Source organism: Saccharothrix sp. ALI-22-I, assembly GCF_001984175.1.
In the GTDB taxonomy this organism is placed as follows: domain Bacteria; phylum Actinomycetota; class Actinomycetes; order Mycobacteriales; family Pseudonocardiaceae; genus Actinosynnema.
Map to the genome: position 1 here is coordinate 457,748 of NZ_MTQP01000068.1, position 18,150 is coordinate 475,897.

Annotated in this window: 15 protein-coding genes and 1 tRNA gene; 9 read left to right on the forward strand and 7 right to left on the reverse strand. The window is 69.8% G+C overall.

Features of this window, described 5'->3' with window-relative positions:
• Window positions 1–22: 22 nt before the first annotated feature.
• Window positions 23–1,261: an MFS transporter gene (locus ALI22I_RS38850; RefSeq protein ID WP_077010576.1), complete on the reverse strand. Its 1,239-nt coding sequence runs from the start codon at window positions 1,259–1,261 to the stop codon at window positions 23–25.
• 11 nt (window positions 1,262–1,272) lie between these two features.
• Window positions 1,273–2,517 (reverse strand): glycoside hydrolase family 1 protein, encoded by a 1,245-nt coding sequence (locus ALI22I_RS38855; RefSeq protein WP_238598775.1) that lies wholly within the window; start codon window positions 2,515–2,517, stop codon window positions 1,273–1,275.
• A 120-nt stretch (window positions 2,518–2,637) separates the two neighbouring features.
• Here ALI22I_RS38855 and ALI22I_RS38860 point away from each other — a divergent pair, with 120 nt between their 5' ends.
• Window positions 2,638–3,252 (forward strand): TetR family transcriptional regulator, encoded by a 615-nt coding sequence (locus ALI22I_RS38860; RefSeq protein ID WP_083752328.1) that lies wholly within the window; start codon window positions 2,638–2,640, stop codon window positions 3,250–3,252.
• 9 nt (window positions 3,253–3,261) lie between these two features.
• Here ALI22I_RS38860 and ALI22I_RS38865 read toward each other — a convergent pair whose 3' ends face one another.
• Window positions 3,262–4,449, reverse strand: a complete 1,188-nt coding sequence (locus ALI22I_RS38865) for an amino acid deaminase/aldolase (protein ID WP_077011150.1) — start codon at window positions 4,447–4,449, stop codon at window positions 3,262–3,264.
• A 72-nt stretch (window positions 4,450–4,521) separates the two neighbouring features.
• Between ALI22I_RS38865 and ALI22I_RS38870 the strand changes: the two genes are divergently transcribed.
• Window positions 4,522–5,799, forward strand: coding sequence for a D-arabinono-1,4-lactone oxidase (locus ALI22I_RS38870; protein WP_077011152.1), 1,278 nt, complete (start codon window positions 4,522–4,524; stop codon window positions 5,797–5,799).
• Between the two features lie 79 nt (window positions 5,800–5,878).
• Here ALI22I_RS38870 and ALI22I_RS38875 read toward each other — a convergent pair whose 3' ends face one another.
• The 3 genes from ALI22I_RS38875 to ALI22I_RS38885 all read right to left on the reverse strand — a co-directional run bounded on the left by ALI22I_RS38875 (window position 5,879) and on the right by ALI22I_RS38885 (window position 7,678).
• Window positions 5,879–6,511: an NAD(P)-binding oxidoreductase gene (locus ALI22I_RS38875; protein ID WP_077010578.1), complete on the reverse strand. Its 633-nt coding sequence runs from the start codon at window positions 6,509–6,511 to the stop codon at window positions 5,879–5,881.
• A gap of 15 nt (window positions 6,512–6,526) precedes the next feature.
• Window positions 6,527–7,144 carry a hypothetical protein gene (locus ALI22I_RS38880; RefSeq protein ID WP_077010579.1) on the reverse strand — a complete coding sequence of 206 codons (618 nt, stop codon included), beginning with the start codon at window positions 7,142–7,144 and terminating at the stop codon, window positions 6,527–6,529.
• 448 nt (window positions 7,145–7,592) lie between these two features.
• Window positions 7,593–7,678, reverse strand: a tRNA-Leu gene (locus ALI22I_RS38885).
• A gap of 116 nt (window positions 7,679–7,794) precedes the next feature.
• Between ALI22I_RS38885 and ALI22I_RS38890 the strand changes: the two genes are divergently transcribed.
• The 7 genes from ALI22I_RS38890 to pknB all read left to right on the forward strand — a co-directional run bounded on the left by ALI22I_RS38890 (window position 7,795) and on the right by pknB (window position 17,420).
• Window positions 7,795–8,991, forward strand: a complete 1,197-nt coding sequence (locus tag ALI22I_RS38890; RefSeq protein WP_077010580.1) for a DUF3662 and FHA domain-containing protein — start codon at window positions 7,795–7,797, stop codon at window positions 8,989–8,991.
• 55 nt (window positions 8,992–9,046) lie between these two features.
• Window positions 9,047–9,508 carry an FHA domain-containing protein FhaB/FipA gene (locus tag ALI22I_RS38895; protein ID WP_077010581.1) on the forward strand — a complete coding sequence of 154 codons (462 nt, stop codon included), beginning with the start codon at window positions 9,047–9,049 and terminating at the stop codon, window positions 9,506–9,508.
• On the forward strand, window positions 9,505–10,941 hold the full coding sequence (locus ALI22I_RS38900; RefSeq protein WP_077010582.1) for a PP2C family protein-serine/threonine phosphatase: 1,437 nt from the start codon (window positions 9,505–9,507) through the stop codon (window positions 10,939–10,941). The genes ALI22I_RS38895 and ALI22I_RS38900 overlap by 4 nt, the downstream gene beginning before the upstream one ends.
• 4 nt (window positions 10,942–10,945) lie before the next feature.
• Window positions 10,946–12,409 carry an FtsW/RodA/SpoVE family cell cycle protein gene (locus ALI22I_RS38905; RefSeq protein ID WP_077010583.1) on the forward strand — a complete coding sequence of 488 codons (1,464 nt, stop codon included), beginning with the start codon at window positions 10,946–10,948 and terminating at the stop codon, window positions 12,407–12,409.
• The gene (locus ALI22I_RS38910) at window positions 12,406–13,875 is read left to right on the forward strand and encodes a peptidoglycan D,D-transpeptidase FtsI family protein (RefSeq protein WP_077010584.1); all 1,470 of its coding nucleotides are present in this window, start codon (window positions 12,406–12,408) and stop codon (window positions 13,873–13,875) included. The genes ALI22I_RS38905 and ALI22I_RS38910 overlap by 4 nt, the downstream gene beginning before the upstream one ends.
• A complete protein-coding gene (locus tag ALI22I_RS38915) occupies window positions 13,875–15,338 on the forward strand; it encodes a serine/threonine-protein kinase (protein WP_077010585.1) in 1,464 nt (487 codons plus the stop codon). The genes ALI22I_RS38910 and ALI22I_RS38915 overlap by 1 nt, the downstream gene beginning before the upstream one ends.
• Window positions 15,339–15,410: 72 nt before the next feature.
• On the forward strand, window positions 15,411–17,420 hold the full coding sequence (gene pknB, locus ALI22I_RS38920; RefSeq protein ID WP_077010586.1) for a Stk1 family PASTA domain-containing Ser/Thr kinase: 2,010 nt from the start codon (window positions 15,411–15,413) through the stop codon (window positions 17,418–17,420).
• 73 nt (window positions 17,421–17,493) lie between these two features.
• Here pknB and ALI22I_RS38925 read toward each other — a convergent pair whose 3' ends face one another.
• Entirely contained in the window at window positions 17,494–18,138 is a 645-nt protein-coding gene (locus ALI22I_RS38925; RefSeq protein WP_077010587.1) for an aminodeoxychorismate/anthranilate synthase component II, read from the reverse strand.
• Window positions 18,139–18,150: the final 12 nt, after the last annotated feature.

Genomic DNA, 18,150 nt, shown 5'->3' on the forward strand with positions numbered 1-18,150 from the left:
CGCCAACCGCAACGAACTCCCCCTAAGCCACTGATCGAACCCTGGTCACCAACACCGCCGCGCACAGCGTGGCGATCGCGGACACGGCGAACAACCCCCGGTACCCGCCGAGCGACGCCAGCACGAACGTGGTCAGCAACGGAGCCAGCACCTGGGGCAGCGCGTTGGCGATGTTCAGCATCCCGAGATCCTTGGCGCGGTCCGACGCGGCGGGCAGGACCTGCGTCAACAGCGCCAGCGCCACCGCCCAGTACCCGCCGAACCCGACCCCGAGCAACGGCGCCGCGATCAACGCCGCCGTCCACGTGGGCCAGGCGACGAGCAGCAGCGCCGCCACCGCCATCACGCCGGCCGACATCAGCACGTACGGCTTGCGCCGGCCGGTCCGGTCCGAATGGGCACCGACGGCGAACGCGCCGATGGCCAGCGCCACGCCGTAGAGCAGCATCAACACCAGCAAACCGTCCTCGGGTGACGGGTGCCGCACGACGTCGTCGAGGAAGTACAGCAGGTACAGCGTGCCGAACGCGTTGCCCAGGTTGATCATGAAGTGCGCGCCCCAGGCCCAGGCGAAGTCCGGGTGCTGCTTCGGCGACACCCACAGCTCACGCCAGCGCAGCGCCGGTCGGGCGGCGAGCGGCAACCGCGCGTCCGGGGTGATCAGCACGAACGCCAGGGCACCGGCCACGACCAGCGCCGCGCACGCCACGTACCCCGCCGACAGGCCGCTGACCAGCACCGTCACCACGATCGCGCCGAGCACCGTGCCGAGCATCTGGGAGACGCCGACGAGTCCGCCGACCTTGGCCCGCTGTCGCACGGGCACCCGGTCGGGCACGGCCGAGGTGAGGCTGGCCAGCATCCCGTTCAACCCCGCCTGCACCAGGCACCAGCCGATCACCATCGCGCCGACCGATGTCGCCGCCGACAGCACCAGCAGTCCGACGGCACCGAGCAGCGCACCGGCCAACGTCCACGGGTGGCGTCGGCCGAACCGTGACGTGGTGCGGTCCGACGACAGCCCGATCAACGGGTTCGCCACCAGCGCCGCCAGCGCGCCCACGCCCGTGACCAGGCCGAACACCGCTTCTTTGCCGGCCGCGTCGATCAGCTCGGCCTGCTGTGGCAGCAGCACCTGGATCGGCGCGTAGATCGCCAGCCACAGCCCGAGGTTGGCCAGGAACAGCCACGTCATCCACGACCCGCGGACCGGGACCACCGGTTCGGCCAGCGCCTCGGCGGTCATCGCCTGATCCGTCATCGCTTGATCCGTCATCGCTTGATCCGATCGCGGTACCACTCGTAGGAGGCGCGGGGGGTGCGTTCCTGCGTCTCGTAGTCGACGTGGACCAGGCCGAACCGCTGCGAGTAGCCCGAGTCCCACTCGAAGTTGTCCATCAGGGACCACACGAAGTACCCGCGGACGTCCGCCTTCAGCGCCTCGTCGATGTGCCCGTCCAGGTACTCGATCCGCTCGGTGTCCTGGAGCGAGTGCGGGTAGCTGCACCCGCTCTCGGTCACGTACACCGGAGGCAAGTCGACAAAGCGATCTCGCAACAAAGAGATCATCTCGGACAGCCCGGACGGCACGACCGGCCAGCCGAAGCCGGTCTTGGGGTACTCGTCGATGTCCACCATCTCGAACGGCAGCGGGTTGCCCTCGGACGGCGTCCGCAGCCGGGTCGGGTTGTAGTAGTTGACGCCGTAGAAGTCGAGCGGGGCAGAGGTGATCGCCAGGTCGCCGTCCACGATCGGCAAGCGGTCGGCCAGCGAGTCCGGGTAGCGCCCGGCCAGCTGCGCGTCGGCGTAGAGCCAGTTGTGCAGATCGGAGTAGGCCTCCGCCGCCTGGACGTCGGACGGGCCGGCGGGCCACGCGGGCGTGTGGTTGTTCGCCGTGCCCACAGCGCGCGCTCCGGCCGAACGCAGCGCCTGCACTGACAGCCCGTGCGCGAGGTTGAGGTGGTGCGCGGTCGGCAGCGCGTCGTACAGCAGGGCCTTGCCCGGTGCGTGCTGCCCGACGGCGTACCCGAGCAGGGTCACCATCGCGGGTTCGTTGATCGGGATCCACATCGCGACCCGGTCGGCCAGGCGTTCGGCGACGGTGGCGGTGTACTCGGCGAACCGGTGGGCGGTGTCGCGGTTGAGCCACCCGCCCGCTTCCTCCAGCGCCAGGGGCGTGTCCCAGTGGTACAGCGTGGCGACGGGCGCGATGCCGGATTCCAGCAGCTCGTCCACCAGCCGGTCGTAGAACGCCAGGTCGCCCGCGAGCACCCGCGGCCACGACACGGAGAACCGGTAGGCGCCGATGCCGAGGGACCGCATGAGCTCGACGTCCTCGCGGTAGCGGTGATAGTGGTCGCACGCCACGGACGCGTCCTGACCCCCGAACGCGGGGAACGTGTCCCACGCTGAAGGTTGCCTGCCGGCGGCGGTGAACGCGCCTTCGATCTGGAAGGCAGAGGTCGACACACCCCAGAGGAAGTCATCGGCGCCCGGAAAGTTGTTGGACGTGGTCACACGAGCCTCCCAGAACATGAAAGTGATTCGGATCGTAGGCGTGTTGCACCGTGAAGTGAAGTGGAAAGGTCCACAACCGGGCACTATGGAGTCCCGCAGCCCATCGGAGCAGGAGTCGCCGTGACGAGTACGACCCCGCTGCGCCGTCAGCCGGTGCAGCAGCGCAGCGCCAAGCGCGTCGAGCGGATGCTCGAAGCCTGCGCCCAGCTCATCGAGGAGGTCGGCTACGACGGAGTCACAACGACATTGATCGCGGAACGCGCGGGCGTTGCGGTCGGCTCGCTGTACCAGTTCTTCCCGGACAAGCGGGCCGTCGTGCAGGCGCTGACCCTGCGCAACCTGGAGAAGTTCATCCAGACCGTGGACGGCCGGTTCACCTCGACCACCCTCGAACACTGGTGGGACGCCGTCGACTCGATCTTCGACGTGTACGTCTCCATGCACCGCGAGGTGCCCGCGTTCTCGAAACTGCACTTCGGCGACGTGGTCGACATGCGGCTGCTCGACGACCGGCGGGACAACAACACGGTCATCTCGGACCGGATCGCGGAGATGATCTCGACCAAGTTCGGCATCCCGTTCACCGAGTTGCAGCTGCCGATCTCGATCGCGGTGGAGGCGGCGGACGGCGTGCTGAACCTGGCGTTCCGCCGTGACCCGGCCGGTGACCAGCGGATTCTGGACGAGGCGAAGGCTTTGGTGCGCGGGTACCTGTCGACCAGGCTCCCGGACTAGCTTTCAGGATCAACCGAACGAGTGGCCTTCGCCCCGGTAGGTGGGCACGGTCCGCTCCACCACGTCGCCTCGGACGACGTGGTAGTGGGTGAACCGCTCGGCCAGCTCGCCCGCCTTGGCGTGCCGCATCCACACTCGGTCGCCGAGGCGGAGTGAGTCGGCCGCCCGGCCCACCACCGGGGTTTGCACTTCGCCCGCGCCTTCCAGCGGCAGCAGCTTCAACCCGAGCGGCAGGTACGGGGAGGGCTGGCGGTCGGCGGTCGCGGTGCCGGAGGCGATGTAACCACCGGAGAACAGGGTGGCCACGTGCCGCTTCGGCCTGCGCACCACGGGCAGCGCGAACATCACCGCGGGTTTGGGCTGGAAACCGCGGTAGCCGTCGAACAGGGTCGGCCCGATCAGGCCGGAGCCGGCGGCGAGTTCGGTGACCGACGGGTCGGCCGCGGTGACCTCCAGGCTCCCGGTGCCGCCGCCGTTGACGAACTCCAGGTCGGCGGTGCGGCGGACGGCGGCCACCGCGGTCGTGCGGCGTTCGACCAGTTCGGCGGCGGAGTGGCGTTGCATCCAGCGCAGCACCGCGCCGCGCAGCGGCTTGCCGGGCGGCTGGTCGCCCAAGCCCGCGATCTGGCCTTCGTAGGCCATCACGCCGACCAGCCGGAACCCCGGACGACGGGCGATGGCCTCGGCCAGAGCGCGCGCTTCGCGTGACGTGTGCACGGGAGAACGTCGTGGGCCGATGTGCAGGCCGGGCAGGGGACGCCACGAGACGTCCAGCTCCATGCACACCCGGATCTCCGGGTGGTCGACGCCGAGCGCGGCCCGGATCAGGTCGAGGTGGGCGGTCGAGTCGATCATGAGGGTGATGCGCCCGCGTGCCTGCTCGTCCAGGGCGAGCCGCTTGAGCGCCGTGTGGTCCACGGTCGGGTAGGCGACCAGGAGGTCTTCGGAGAGGTTCACCGACGAGAGCCACAGCGCCTCGGCCAGCGAGTAGCACATGACGCCCTCGTAGCCGGGCCGCGCGAGCACCCGTTCCAGGAGCGCGCGGACCCGGACGGACTTGCTCGCCACCCGGATCGGTCGACCGCCCGCGCGCCGCGCGAGGTCGGCCGCGTTGCTGTCGAAGGCGTCCAGGTCGACGATCGCGAACGGAGGGTCGTGCTCCTTGGTCGCGGCGTCGAGGCGGGTGCGGGGCTGCATGAGGCTCACCGTACTTGAAAGGTGAATAGCTTTCACCTACGGTTCGTGGATCACGTGACACCGGAGGTGCGCATGGGGACCCCGTGGACGAACTGGGCGCGCACCGCGTCCGCGAATCCACACCGGGTGGAACACCCGGCGAGCGTCGACCAGATCGCCACCGTGGTCACAGGGGCTTCCAGTGTGCGCCCTCGTGGTAGCGGGCACTCGTTCAGCGATATCGCGGTGGCGCCGGGCGTGGCGATGGACCTCGACGCGTGGACCGGCATCGTCGAGGTGTCCGGCACGCTGGTGACGGTCCGGTCCGGCACGACGTTGCACCAGCTCAACGTGTTACTGGACGTCCTCGGGTTGGCCATGGCGAACCTCGGTGACATCGACGCGCAGACCGTGGCGGGCGCCATCTCCACCGGCACGCACGGCACCGGCGCCAAGCTCGGCGGCCTCGCCACGCAGGTCGTCGCGCTGGAACTGGTGCTCGCCGACGGGTCGGTGGCGCGGTGCTCGGCCGACGAACGGCCGGAGCTGTTCCACGCGGCCAGGCTCGGGCTCGGCGCGCTGGGCGTGATCAGCACGATCACCCTGCGGTGCGTGCCCGCGTTCGTGCTGCACGCCCGTGAGTTCCCCGGTCGGCTGGACGCGGTGCTGGAGGAGTTCGACCACCTCACCGCGGTCGAGGACCACGTGGAGTTCCACTGGTTCCCGCATTCCGATCGGGTGATCGTGAAGCGGAACAACCGGGTGGACGAGCCGGCCGCTCCCCTGTCGCGGCTACGGCAGTTCTACGAGTACGAGGTGATGGAGAACGGGGCGTTCGGGCTGGTCTGCAAGCTGGCCAAGGCCATGCCGTCGACCACCAGGACGCTCAACCGGGTGTGCGGGGCGCTGATCTCCGAACGCGACTACCGGGACGTTTCGCACCGGGTTTTCGTCACGCCGCGCCGGGTGCGGTTCGTGGAGACCGAGTACGCGGTGCCGCGGGCGGCGCTGCACGACGTGCTGCGGGAACTGCGGTCGGCCGTCGGCGGGCTCGACCACGGTGTGATCGTGCCGGTGGAGGTGCGGGTCGCGCAGGGCGACGACATCTGGCTGTCCACCGCGCACGGCCGCGACACCGCCTACATCGCCATCCACCAGTACCTGGGGATGCCGTACCGGCGGTACTTCGACGCGTTCGAGAAGATCGCGGGCGCGGTCGGCGGGCGTCCGCACTGGGGCAAGATGCACAGCCTCACCGCCGACGCCCTCCGCGACCGCTACCCGCGCTTCGACGACTTCCGCCGCGTCCGCGCCGACGTCGACCCCACCGGCAAGTTCACCAACGACTACCTCGACCGCGTCCTCGGCTGACCCCCGCCCGCACGCCCGAACGTTCAACTCACCCGTCCTGAACGTAGGACACGCGCGTTCCGAGTGTTGGACACGCGGGTTAGAAGGCGTCGGGGATGGGGGTTGTGCCGGAGATGAGTTCGTAGGTGCGGCGGACGGTGCCGGGGCGGTCGAGGAGGGCCACTACGACGGCGGCCACGTCGGCGCGCGGTACGGAACCCCGTAGGGGTGTCTCGGACAGTTGCACCAGGCCGGTGGGCTCGTCGTCGGTCAACCGACCGGGCCGCAGGATCGTCCAGTCCAGATCCCGTTGACGCAGGTCGTCCTCGGCGGCGGCCTTGGCCGCCAGGTAGGCGTCGAACACCTCGTCACCGGTGGTGCGGCCGATGCCGGTGCTGCTGATCTGGATGAACCGCCGCACGCCCGCCCGTTCGGCGGCTTCCGCCAACAGCGCCGACGCGGCCCGGTCCACGGTGTCCTTGCGCGCCACCCCGCTGCCGGGTCCGGCGCCCGCGGCGAAGAGCGCCGCGTCCGCGCCGTTCAGGAATTCCGCGACCGAAGCGACATCGGTCGCCTCCAGGTCGCAGTGGACGGGGACCCCGCCCGCGTCCAGTACATCCGCGTGGTGGTCGGGATTGCGCACCAGCGCCGTAGCGCTGTCACCCCGCGCGGCCAACAGCCGCTGCACCCACAACGCGATCTTTCCGTGTCCGCCCGCGATCACTACACGCATACGTCCGACCGTAGGTCAGGACGCGCTCGCCAGCACCTGCTCGTAGACCAGTTCGTTCACCCAGCGCGTGGTCGCGGTGTCCTCGACCGGCACGTTCTCGTTGCGACCGGCGACATCCGTGCTCAGTTGCAGCTCTTCGTCGGCCAGCAGCACCGAGACGCCGTAGCGGCGCACCCGCGGCAGGCAGTTCGCCAGGTAGTCGTGCGTGAACGCGACCGACGACGGCAGCACGGCGGCGGCGTTGCCGAAGCGGGCGAACGGCACCGCCGAGGCCAACGCGGTCCGCCAGTGGCGGGCGACCGCCAGCACGCCGACGATCCGGACCGCGGCGGGCGGCACGCGGCCGTCCATCTCCGGCCACACCCAGGTGGACACGGTGGTGCGGTCCGCCTCGGGACCCGCGCCCAGGCACAACCGCTCGGCGTGCGCGTCGGCCAGCAGTTCCGCCACCACGATCACCTTGCGCCCCATGAGGACCATCTCGGGCAGCACCACGCCGTGCCAGCCGAGGCGGATGGCCGCCGCGGCAGCCAGCTCCTCGACGGAACCGGGCAGTTCGGGAACCGGAACAGCGGTGGCCGACAGCGCCCTGGTGTCATCGGTGTCCGCGATCCGTGCTGGTGTGCTGCTCACGCCAGGGCCTCCTCGGCAACCACGACGGGACGTCCGCCGTGTTTCGACTCGTGCTCTGCATAAGGCGTACCAGTTGGGAACGGTCGCATCTCCAGGTCGCCGGACGTCCTGCGATCGACGGCGCCGAGCGGTCGGTAACCGGTCGCAGACCGGAAATGGGACTTCGGCCCGGCGATGCTGCCGTCTGGGTGACCCCGGTGGCCCGCCGACCCCCCGAACGAGTGCTCAGCGTGTGCGTTGCTCGCCTGGAACGACCGCCCGACCCGCCCGCGACCCGCATCGCCCACCGCACCGCCGACCGCTCGCCGTGTGAAATCGACCGACCGCCCCCAGTCGCCACGAACGGCCGCGACCGAACAGGTGACAGACATCACGCGTTCACTGAGGGCACAAACACCCCGGAAAACCAGAAGTCCCACCCACGACTGTGGGTGGGACTTCATGGTTCTGGTGGGCGAGGGGGGAGTTGAACCCCCACGTCCTTTCGGACACACGGACCTGAACCGTGCGCGTCTGCCATTCCGCCACTCGCCCGGAGCGACGAGGGGAACACTAGCATGGTCCCCGCACGGGTTACCAACTGGCCCGTGTCCCGGCACGTCAGCCCGGATACGATCGGTAGTAGAAGTCGACCGGGTCGGAGGGTTGCCGTGGGCCTCGTACAGCGCTTCGAGCGCCGTCTCGAAGGCATCGTCGGCAATACCTTCGCGCGTGTGTTCGGCGGCAACGTCGTCCCGCAGGAAGTGGCCCAGGCACTACAGCGGGAGGCGGAGAGCAACATCCGCGAGTTGGCGGGTGGCAGGCTGCTCGCGCCGAACCACTTCCAGGTCCTGCTGGGTCCGCAGGACCACGATCGGCTTGCCGGGGACGGCCAGGATGAACTACGCATCACCCAGCTTCTGGGGGACTCCATCCGGGAGCACCTCGAAGAGAGCGGATGGGATACCTATGGTGACGTCGTAGTCTCCCTGGAGCGCTCCGACGCGCTGCACACCGGACAGTTCCGAACCAGCTCGTCCGTCGACCCCGACGTGAAAGTTGCCAGCCGACGGTCAGCACCACCTCGCACTTCTGGAGACGGATCCATGAGCCAGCCTCCCGGCTACGGACAAGGACAGGGCCAGCCCGCCTACGACCCCTATGCACAGGGCGGCTACGGCCAGCAGCAGCAGGGCTACGACCAGCAGGGTTACGGTCAGCAGCAACCGGGCTACGAGCAGGGCTACGGCCAGCAGCCGCAGCAGCCCGGCTATGAGCAGGGATACGGCCAGCAGCAGCCCGGTTACGACCAGGGCTACGGCCAGCAGCCGCAGCAGCCCGCGGGCTACGACCAGGGTTACGGCCAGCCCGGCTACGACCAGGGTTACGGTCAGCAGCAGCCCGGTTACGGTCAGCAGGGGTATGACCAGGGTTACGGTCAGCCCGGCTACGACCAGGGTTACGGCCAGCAGGCCGGCTACGGTCAGCAGGCCGGTTACGACCAGGGTTACGGCCAGCAGGGGTACGGCGACCCGGCGGCGGGTTACGCGCCTCCCGCGGTCCAGTCCGGCCCACGTCAGCTGAACGCGACGCTGCACCTGGACGACGGTTCAAACCGCACCTACAACCTCAAGCAGGGCGGCAATGTGGTCGGCCGCGGACAGGAAGCGGACTTCCGACTTCCCGACACCGGGGTCTCCAGGAGGCACCTGGAGATCACGTGGGACGGGCACAGTGCCATGCTCGCTGATCTCGGTTCGACAAACGGCACCACGGTGAACGGCACTCCAGTGCAGACTTGGCAACTTGCGGAAGGCGACGTCGTCCGCATCGGCCACTCCTCGCTGGTCTACCGCACCCAGGGCTGAGCGGTCGATTCGAGCGTAGGCGTTACGGCACTCAAGTCAGGAGCGGTTACAACCGGTGCCAGAGCTGGTGATGCAGCTGACCAGAGCGGGTTTCCTCGTCCTGCTCTGGTTGTTCGTGTTGGCTGCGCTTCGAGTGGTCCGCTCCGATCTGTACGCGGCGTCGGGCCTGCGTGTCCCGACGCCGAAGTTCGGCAGAGGGGCCGGCAAGGCCGCCCGGGGCAACAAGGCGGCCCGGCAGCTCGTCGTGACACACGGCGCGCTGGCGGGCACGCGCATCTCCCTGGACGGCCGGCCGATCATGATCGGCCGCGCCGACGACTCCACGCTCGTGCTGGACGACGACTTCGCGTCGACCAGGCACGCGCGGTTGTCGATGCGCGGTACGGACTGGTACGTGGAGGACCTGGGCTCCACTAACGGCACTTATCTCGACCGGGCGAAGGTCACGGCCCCTATCCGGGTCCCGCTCGGCTCCCCGATCCGAATTGGCAAAACGGTGATCGAGCTGCGCTCATGACCCTCGTCCTCCGATACGCGGCCCGCAGCGACCGGGGCCTGGTCCGATCGAACAACCAGGACTCCGTGTACGCGGGCCCACGCCTGCTCGCACTCGCCGACGGCATGGGTGGCCACGCCGCGGGCGAGGTGGCCAGCAAGGTGGTCATCGCCGCCCTGGCGCCGCTCGACGACGACGAGCCGGGCGACGACCTGCTCGGTCAGTTGCGCGACGCGGTGATCGCCGGCAACGGCGCGATCTCCGAGCTCGTGCAGAGCGACCCCGACCTGGACGGCATGGGCACCACGCTCACCGCCGTGCTGTTCGCGGGCACGCGGCTGGGCATGGTGCACATCGGCGACTCGCGCGCCTACATGCTCCGCAACGGCACGTTCTCGCAGATCACGCACGACGACACGTTCGTGCAGTCGTTGATCGACGAGGGCCGGATCACCGAGGAGGAGGCCGCCACGCACCCGCAGCGATCGCTGCTGCTGCGTGCGCTGACCGGCCACGAGGTGGAGCCGAGGCTGATGGTGCGGGAGGCCCGACCGGGCGACCGCTACCTGCTGTGCTCGGACGGCCTGTCCGGCGTGGTCAGCATGGAGACGCTGGACGAGGCGATCCGCATCCCGGATCCGCAGGCGTGCGCGGACCGGATGATCGAGCTGGCGCTCAAGGGCGGCGGTCCGGACAACGTGACGGTCGTCATCGCCGACGTGGTCGACGTCGACTTCGGGGAGGATGCCCCGATAGTGGGCGGCGCGGCCGGCGACGGCAGTGCCGATCCACCACCCCCCGACTCGCCCGCCTCGCGGGCGAGTTCCATCACCGGGCCCCGGCCGATACCGCAGCGGGTCGAGCCGATGCAGCCGCCGCCGGACCCCCGGCGGACGCGCAACAACCGGATCAAGGCGCTCGCGCTGGTGGTGTTCCTGCTCCTGCTGCTGGTCGCGGCCGGGCTGGGCACCCGCTGGTACGTGCTGCGCCAGTACTACGTCGGCACGGCGGACAACGGCGAGGTGTCGGTGTTCCGCGGTGTCACCGGCAGCGTGTTCGGCTTCGACCTGCACAACCAGGTGGAGGGCTCGTGCCCGCCTGGCGCGCAGGCGTGTGAGCCGATCACGGTGGACGACCTGAAGGTCGCCACCCGGGACGTGGTGCGCAACGGCATCACCGACGTGGACGGCCTGGAGGGCGCCCGGGAGGCGATCCGCAGGCTGCGCACGGAGCAGACGTTGCCGTTCTGCCCGAAGGACAGCACCGAGAACACGACGGGGACGTCCACCACGACCGCGGCGCCGCCGGTAACCACGACCGCGGGTGCCGCCGGAACCACGACCGTGGACGGCGCGGCAACCTCGACCGAGGTACCCACGTCCACCACTGTGGAGGGGACTCCCCTCACCACGCCCGTGCAGAAGCCGGGCACGGATTGTCGAAAGGGTCAGTAGTCGCATGGGTTCGCCGGTCCCCGGCGCGGAGGGCACACCGCTCGCGGCGGCGAGCAGCACGTCGCCCGGTTTGAGGCCGCCCACGCGACGCACAACGGAACTGTTCATGCTCGCGTTCGCCGCCACGCTGGTGACGAGCGCCCTGATCCTGGTGGAGGCCAACCAGGAGCAGGAACTCACCATGCGGATCGTGTGGCTGGGTCTGGCGTACCTGGGCGTGCTCACCGTGGTGCACCTCGCGGTGCGCAAGTGGGCGCCGTACGCCGACCCGGTGATCATGCCGTGCGTGGCGCTGCTCAACGGCCTGGGCCTGGTCATGATCTACCGGATCGACCTGGCCATGGCGGACGTGAAGTTCGCCGACGGCAGCACGTGGTCGCCCGCCGCGCCCAAGCAGGTGCTGTGGACGGCGATCGCGCTGGTGCTGTTCTGCACCGCGCTGAAGGTGCTGTCCGACCACCGCACGCTGGCCCGCTACGGGTACACGTTCGGCTTGCTCGGCCTGGTCGCGCTGGTGCTGCCCGGTGTGCTGCCGAGCTTCATCGCACCGGAGATCAACGGCGCGAAGATCTGGCTGAGCTTCGGCGCGTTCTCCATCCAGCCCGGTGAGTTCGCCAAGATCCTGCTGATGGTCTTCTTCGCCGCGTTCCTGGTGTCGAAACGGGACCTGTTCACCATCGCGGGCCGCCGGGTGCTGGGGCTGGACCTGCCGCGGGCCCGCGACCTGGGTCCGCTGATCGCCGCCTGGGCGGTCGGCGTGAGCATCATGGTGCTCCAGAAGGACCTGGGCAGCTCGCTGCTGTTCTTCGGCATCGTGCTGGTGCTGCTGTACGTCGCGACCGAACGGGCCGCGTGGGTGGTGCTGGGCGTGGTGATGTTCTGCGTCGGCGCGTTCGCGGCGTGGAAGCTGTTCCGCCACGTGCAGGTCCGCGTGCAGAACTGGCTGGACCCGTTCATCGACCCGTACGGCACGGGGCACCAGATCCTGGAGTCGCTGTTCGGCCTGGGCACCGGCGGGTTGTTCGGCGCGGGCCTGGGCGGCGGCCGGCCGGACGAGATCCCGGAGGCCAACACCGACTTCATCACCGCGGTGATCGGCGAGGAGCTCGGTTTCGTCGGTCTGTCCGCGGTGCTGCTGATCTACACGGTGCTCGCGTTGCGGGGTCTGCGCAGCGCGCTCGCCGTGCGCGACACGTTCGGCAAGCTGCTCGGCGGCGGTCTGGCGTTCGCGATGGCGTTCCAGATCTTCATCGTCGTCGGCGGCGTGACCAAGCTGATCCCGATGACCGGCATCACCGCGCCGTTCCTGTCCTACGGCGGCTCGTCGCTGTTGGCCAACTACATCCTGGCCGCGCTGCTGCTTCGCATTTCCGACGCGGCGCGCGCGCCGAAGGCCACGCCCAAGCCCCGACCGCAGCAGCCGGCCATCGCCGACCAGTTCACAGTCATGGTGGAGCGTCCGAAATGAACACACCGCTCCGCCGGGTCGGCCTCGCCATGATGGCGATGTTCCTGCTGCTGTTGGGCAACGCCACGTACGTGCAGGTCATCAAGGCCGACGACTACCGCAAGAACCCGCTCAACAACCGGGTGATCCTGGACCAGTACTCGCGTGAGCGGGGCCAGATCATCGCCTCCGACGGCACCCCGCTGGCCGCGGTGCAGAAGACCGACGACCGGTTGGAGTACCTGCGCACCTACGCCAACGGTCCGGTGTTCGCGCCGGTCACCGGCTACTTCTCGTGGATCTACGGCGCCGGCGGGATGGAACGCGCCGAGGACGACCTGCTCAACGGCTCGGACGACCGGCTGTTCACCAGCCGGGTGTCCGACCTGATCACCGGTCGCGACCCCAAGGGCGGCAGCCTCCAGCTGACCATCGACGCGAAGTTGCAGCAGGCGGCGTTCGACCAGCTCCAGAGCCAGGGCGTGACCGGCACGGTGGTCGCGATCAAGCCGGACACCGGGGAGATCCTGGCCATGGCCAGCACCCCGTCCTACGACCCGAACCTGCTCGCCAGCCACGACGCCGACGTCCAGGAAGACACCTGGGCGGCGTTCGAAGCCGACCCGGCCAAGCCGACGCTGAACCGCGCGGTGCACGAGAACTACCCGCCCGGGTCGACGTTCAAGCTGGTCGTGGCGGCGGCCGCGCTGGCCGAGGGCAAGACCAAGGACAGCCCGGTCGACGGCCGACCGGTGATCACCCTGCCCGGCACGAACACCACGCTGCCCAACTTCAACGACACCACCTGCGGGGACGGCGTCACCGCCACGCTCCAGGAGGCGCTGGCCAAGTCGTGCAACACGGCGTTCGCGGTGCTGGCCAACGAGCTGGGCGCGGACAAGCTGCGTGACAAGGCGGCCGAGTTCGGCATCGGCGAGCAGGACCTGACCATCCCGCTGTCGGTGGTGCCGTCCACGCTGGGCCCGATCTCCGACACGCCGTCGCTCTACCAGACCGGCATCGGCCAGAAGGACGTGCGCGTCACGCCGCTGGCCAACGCGGTCCTCGCGGCGACCATCGCCAACGGCGGCGTGCGCATGCAGCCGCACCTGGTCGGCAAGATCCTCGCGCCCGACCTCCAGACGATCAGCGAGACCAAGCCGGACGAGGCCGCCGAGGCCATGGAGCCCGAGCACGCCACGGCGTTGCGCGACATGATGATCGCCTCGGAGAACAACACCAGCGGCGGCGGCAAGCTCCGGAACGTGACCATCGCGTCCAAGACGGGCACCGCGGAGCACGGCGAGGACGTGCGCGCGACCAAACCGCACGCCTGGTACGTGGCGTTCGCGCCCGCCGAGAAGCCGGAGATCGCGATCGCGGTGATCGTGGAGAACGGCGGCCAGCAGGGTCTGTCGGCCACCGGCGGCCGCGTCGCCGCGCCGATCGGCCGCGCGGTCATCGGCGCCTACCTCGGGGGACGCTGATGCTGACCTCCGGCCAGTTGCTCGCCGAGCGGTACCGCCTGAGCCGGCGGATCGCGGTCGGCGGCATGGGCGAGGTCTGGGAGGCCGACGACACCAGGCTGGACCGGAAGGTCGCGGTGAAGGTGCTGAAGGCGGAGCTGAGCGGCGACGCCGAGTTCCTCAACCGGTTCCGCATCGAGGCGCGCACCACCGCGTCGCTCAACCACCCCGGTATCGCGGCGGTGCACGACTACGGCGAGACCGCGTCGATCCCGGACGGGCCGGAGGACACCGCGTACCTGGTGATGGAGCTGGTGGAGGGCGAGCCGCTGGCCGCGATCATCGCCCGCGGCAGGCTGGGCGCGGACCGCACGCTGGACCTGCTGGAGCAGGCGGGCCAGGCGTTGCAGGCCGCGCACGAGCGCGGGCTGGTGCACCGGGACGTGAAGCCGGGCAACATCATGGTGACCCCGACCGGCCGGGTGAAGATCACCGACTTCGGCATCGCGAAGGCCGCCGACGCGGCGCCGGTCACACACAGCGGCATGGTGATGGGCACCGCGCACTACATCGCGCCCGAGCAGGCCCTCGGTCACGCCGCCGAGCCCGCGTCGGACGTCTACGCGCTGGCCGTGTGCGGCTACGAGTGCCTGACCGGGCACCGGCCGTTCCTGTCCGAGAACGCGGTGACGGTCGCGATGATGCACATCCGCGACATGGCGCCGCCGCTGCCGCCGGACGTGCCGCCGGGGCCGCGGGCGTTGATCGAGGCGACCCTGGTCAAGGACCCGCGCCAGCGCTACCGCAACGGCGGCGAGTTCGCCTCCGCGGTGGGCGCGGTGCGGGCCGGTCAGCCGCTGCCCGCGCCGTCCGGGCTGGCGATGGCCGTCGGCGCGCCGCCGCTGACGCCTGCTCCCCCGATGACCCCGCCGAACATGCAGACACCACCGGCGCAGCGCACCCACCCCGGCATCGCGGTCACCAACCTCGGATCCCACCCGGGGATACAGTCCGTGCCACCGGTGATGAACACTCCGCACACGGGCGCTTTCCGTCCGTTGCCACCCGGACCCAGGCCACCGGGGCGCAACCGCGCCGTCCTGTGGGTTATGGTCGCTGTGCTGGTGGTCGCGCTGCTGGTGCTCGGCGTGCTCATCCTGCGCTGGGCGCTGAAGGACGACGCCTTGTCCGGGGCGTCGCCGGACGGGTCGAGCCCGCAGGGCACCACGAGTGCCCGCCCGTTGGACGACTCCACCGATCGGCTCCCCGGCAAACCGAAGGTGACGATCACGAAGTCGGACTACGTCGACCTGCCGGTGGACGAAGTCGTGAAGAAGCTCTCCGGGTACGGCTTGGAACCCGAGGCGCACTCCGATGACGGAGGGGCGCCGGAGGACGAGAAGCGGTGCCTGGTGTCGGACCTGGCACCGACCGGTGAAGTTGCGATCGGCTCACGGGTCACGGTGACGTGTGTACCGACCTAGCGCCGAAACGGTACTAAAGCGAACGCAAGGCTTGATGGTGAGACCGTTGACGAGGAGCGGGACGAAGCACTGATGAGCACTCCGCGACTGCTCTCCAACCGCTACGAACTGGGTGAGACCCTCGGCTACGGTGGCATGTCGGAGGTGCACAAGGGGCGGGACGTCCGGCTCGGCCGGGACGTGGCCATCAAAGTCCTGCGCGCCGACCTCGCCCGTGACGCCCAGTTCCAGGAACGGTTCCGTCGCGAGGCCCAGAACTCGGCGGCGCTCAACCACCCCGCGATCGTCGCGGTCTACGACACCGGTGAGACGCAGACCGAGTACGGCCCGCTGCCCTACATCGTGATGGAGTTCGTCGACGGCCGCACGCTTCGCGACATCGTGAAGACGCAGGGGCCGCTGTCGGGCAAGCGGGCGATGGAGGTCATGGCCGACGTGTCGGCCGCGTTGGACTTCAGCCACCGGCACGGCATCGTGCACCGGGACGTGAAGCCCGCCAACGTCATGATCACCCGGTCGGGCGCGGTGAAGGTGATGGACTTCGGCATCGCCCGCGCGGTGCACGACGGCCAGGCCGCCGTGACCCAGACCGCGGCGGTGATAGGGACCGCTCAGTACCTGTCGCCGGAGCAGGCGCGCGGCGAGGCGGTGGACGGGCGTTCCGACGTGTACGCGTCGGGCTGCGTGCTGTTCGAACTGCTGACCGGGGAGCCGCCGTTCACCGGCGACTCGCCCGTGGCGGTGGCCTACCAGCACGTTCGGGAAGAGCCGAAGCCGCCGTCGTCGCTGAACCCGAAGGTGACGCCGGCGCTGGACTCGATCGTGCTCAAGGCGATGGCCAAGGGACCGGCCAACCGCTACCAGTCGGCCGCCGAGATGCGTGCCGACCTGGTGCGCGTGCTGTCCGGCCAACGCCCCTCGGCGCCCGCCGTGATGACGGCCGAGGACCGCACCGCGGTGCTCAACCAGACGTCGTCGCCGCGTACCGAGGTCGCCCCGGCGGGTGGCCGGCACCGGCCGTCGTCGCAGCGCGAGGAGCCCGCCGACGAGTACGACCCGCTGGCCGAGGAAGAGGCGGAGCGCAACGCCCGGCGCAAGAAGGCGATCATGGTCTCCCTGGTCGTCCTGCTGTGCATCGCCGTGCTCGCCCTCGCCGTGTGGATCACCACGTCGCTGCTGGGCGGCAAAGAGAACACCGCGGCCTCGGACAAGGTCAAGGTGCCGGCGCTGGCGGGCAAGACGCAGCAGGTGGCGGTGGGCGAGCTGGAGTCCGCCGGCCTCGTCCCCGAGATCTCGACGATGGCGTGCCAGCCGGGCCCCCAGCCCACGTGCACCAAGGACCAGATCGGCAACGTGATCTCGACCGACCCGCCGGCCAACCGCGAGGTGGACAAGCGCAGCTCGGTCAAGCTGGTGATCGGCACGGCGCCGGACCAGGTCGCGGTGCCCGACGTCCGGGGCCTCACCCCGCAGGACGCGCAGCGGAAGCTGGAAGCCGAGAGCTGGGTCTTCCAGCAGAGCACCGAGACCACCGAGGTCGAGGACGCCAACCAGGTCGGCAAGGTGGTCGACCAGTCGCCGTCCCCCGGTACCAACGCCGCCAAGGGCAGTGTGATCACGGTGACCCTGGGCAGGGCACCGGACACCGTGCAGCTGCCGGACGTGGTCGGCCAGACGCTCGACAACGCCCGGGCGACGCTGGAGGGCAACGGGTTCAAGGTGCAGACCAAGGACGTCGACAGCCCGGAGGACCTCAACGAGGTCGTCGGCCAGAACCCGGCGCCGGGGCGGGCCGAAAAGGGCACCGTCGTGACGTTGAACGTGTCGAAGAACAACCAGTTCCTGATGCCCGACCTGCGCGGACTCACCGAGAACCAGGCCCGCACCAGGCTCAGCCAGGCCGGGTGGACGGGTAACGAGCTGGTGGTCAGCGACCGGGAGGCGGTCTCCGAGATCGGCCAGAACAACAAGGTCCTGGACCAGGAGATCAAGCCCAACGCGCCGGCGGGCAAGAACGCGCGGATCAACGTGATCCTGGGCGAGTTCCAGGTCGGCGGCGGACCGACCACCACGACCAGATAGGCGAGCACGCACGAAGAGAGAGGCCCCCTCCACGCGGAGGGGGCCTCTTTCGTCGGGCCGGGCTCTTGAACGCCTACTTCTGGTGGGCCGCCGCGGCGAGTTCGCGCATGCCGTTCTCCAGCTGCGCCACGGTGCCCTCGGGCACCTCGAAACCGCACACCGCCAGCCAGTTCGCCAGCATCCGGTGGCCGCCCTCGGTGAGCACGGACTCGGGGTGGAACTGGACGCCCTCGACCGGCAGTTCGCGGTGGCGCATGGCCATCACCACACCGGACTCGGTGCGGCCGGTCACCTCGAACTCGGCCGGGATGGTGTCCGGCAGCACGGTCAGCGAGTGGTAGCGGGTCGCGGTGAACGGGCTCGGCACGCCGGTCAGCACGCCGGTGCCGTTGTGGTGCACGACGCTGGTCTTGCCGTGCAGCAGCTCCGGCGCGAGGTCGACCGTGCCGCCCCACACCGCGCCGATGGCCTGGTGGCCCAGGCACACCCCGAACACCGGGACGCCGTTGTCCGCGCAGTGGCGGATGACGTCCATGCTCTTGCCCGCCTTGTCCGGCGTGCTGGGGCCTGGGCTGACGAGGACACCGCCGACTTCGCCGATCTCGTCGAGCTCGACGGCGTCGTTGCGCCGGACCACGCACTCGACCCCGAGCTGGGCCAGGTACTGGACGAGGTTGTAGACGAAGCTGTCGTAGTTGTCGACCACGAGCACGCGCATGCCGCCAGCCTA

Bases quoted from the DNA above. Each gene is read 5' to 3' on its own strand.
- ALI22I_RS38870 (WP_077011152.1), top strand. From the start codon at position 4,522: ATGGGGACCCCGTGGACGAACTGGGCGCGCACCGCGTCCGCGAATCCA.
- pknB (WP_077010586.1), top strand. From the start codon at position 15,411: ATGAGCACTCCGCGACTGCTCTCCAACCGCTACGAACTGGGTGAGACC.
- ALI22I_RS38905 (WP_077010583.1), top strand. From the start codon at position 10,946: ATGGGTTCGCCGGTCCCCGGCGCGGAGGGCACACCGCTCGCGGCGGCG.
- ALI22I_RS38865 (WP_077011150.1), bottom strand. From the start codon at position 4,449: ATGCAGCCCCGCACCCGCCTCGACGCCGCGACCAAGGAGCACGACCCT.
- ALI22I_RS38915 (WP_077010585.1), top strand. From the start codon at position 13,875: ATGCTGACCTCCGGCCAGTTGCTCGCCGAGCGGTACCGCCTGAGCCGG.
- ALI22I_RS38910 (WP_077010584.1), top strand. From the start codon at position 12,406: ATGAACACACCGCTCCGCCGGGTCGGCCTCGCCATGATGGCGATGTTC.
- ALI22I_RS38900 (WP_077010582.1), top strand. From the start codon at position 9,505: ATGACCCTCGTCCTCCGATACGCGGCCCGCAGCGACCGGGGCCTGGTC.
- ALI22I_RS38850 (WP_077010576.1), bottom strand. From the start codon at position 1,261: ATGACGGATCAGGCGATGACCGCCGAGGCGCTGGCCGAACCGGTGGTC.
- ALI22I_RS38925 (WP_077010587.1), bottom strand. From the start codon at position 18,138: ATGCGCGTGCTCGTGGTCGACAACTACGACAGCTTCGTCTACAACCTC.
- ALI22I_RS38875 (WP_077010578.1), bottom strand. From the start codon at position 6,511: ATGCGTGTAGTGATCGCGGGCGGACACGGAAAGATCGCGTTGTGGGTG.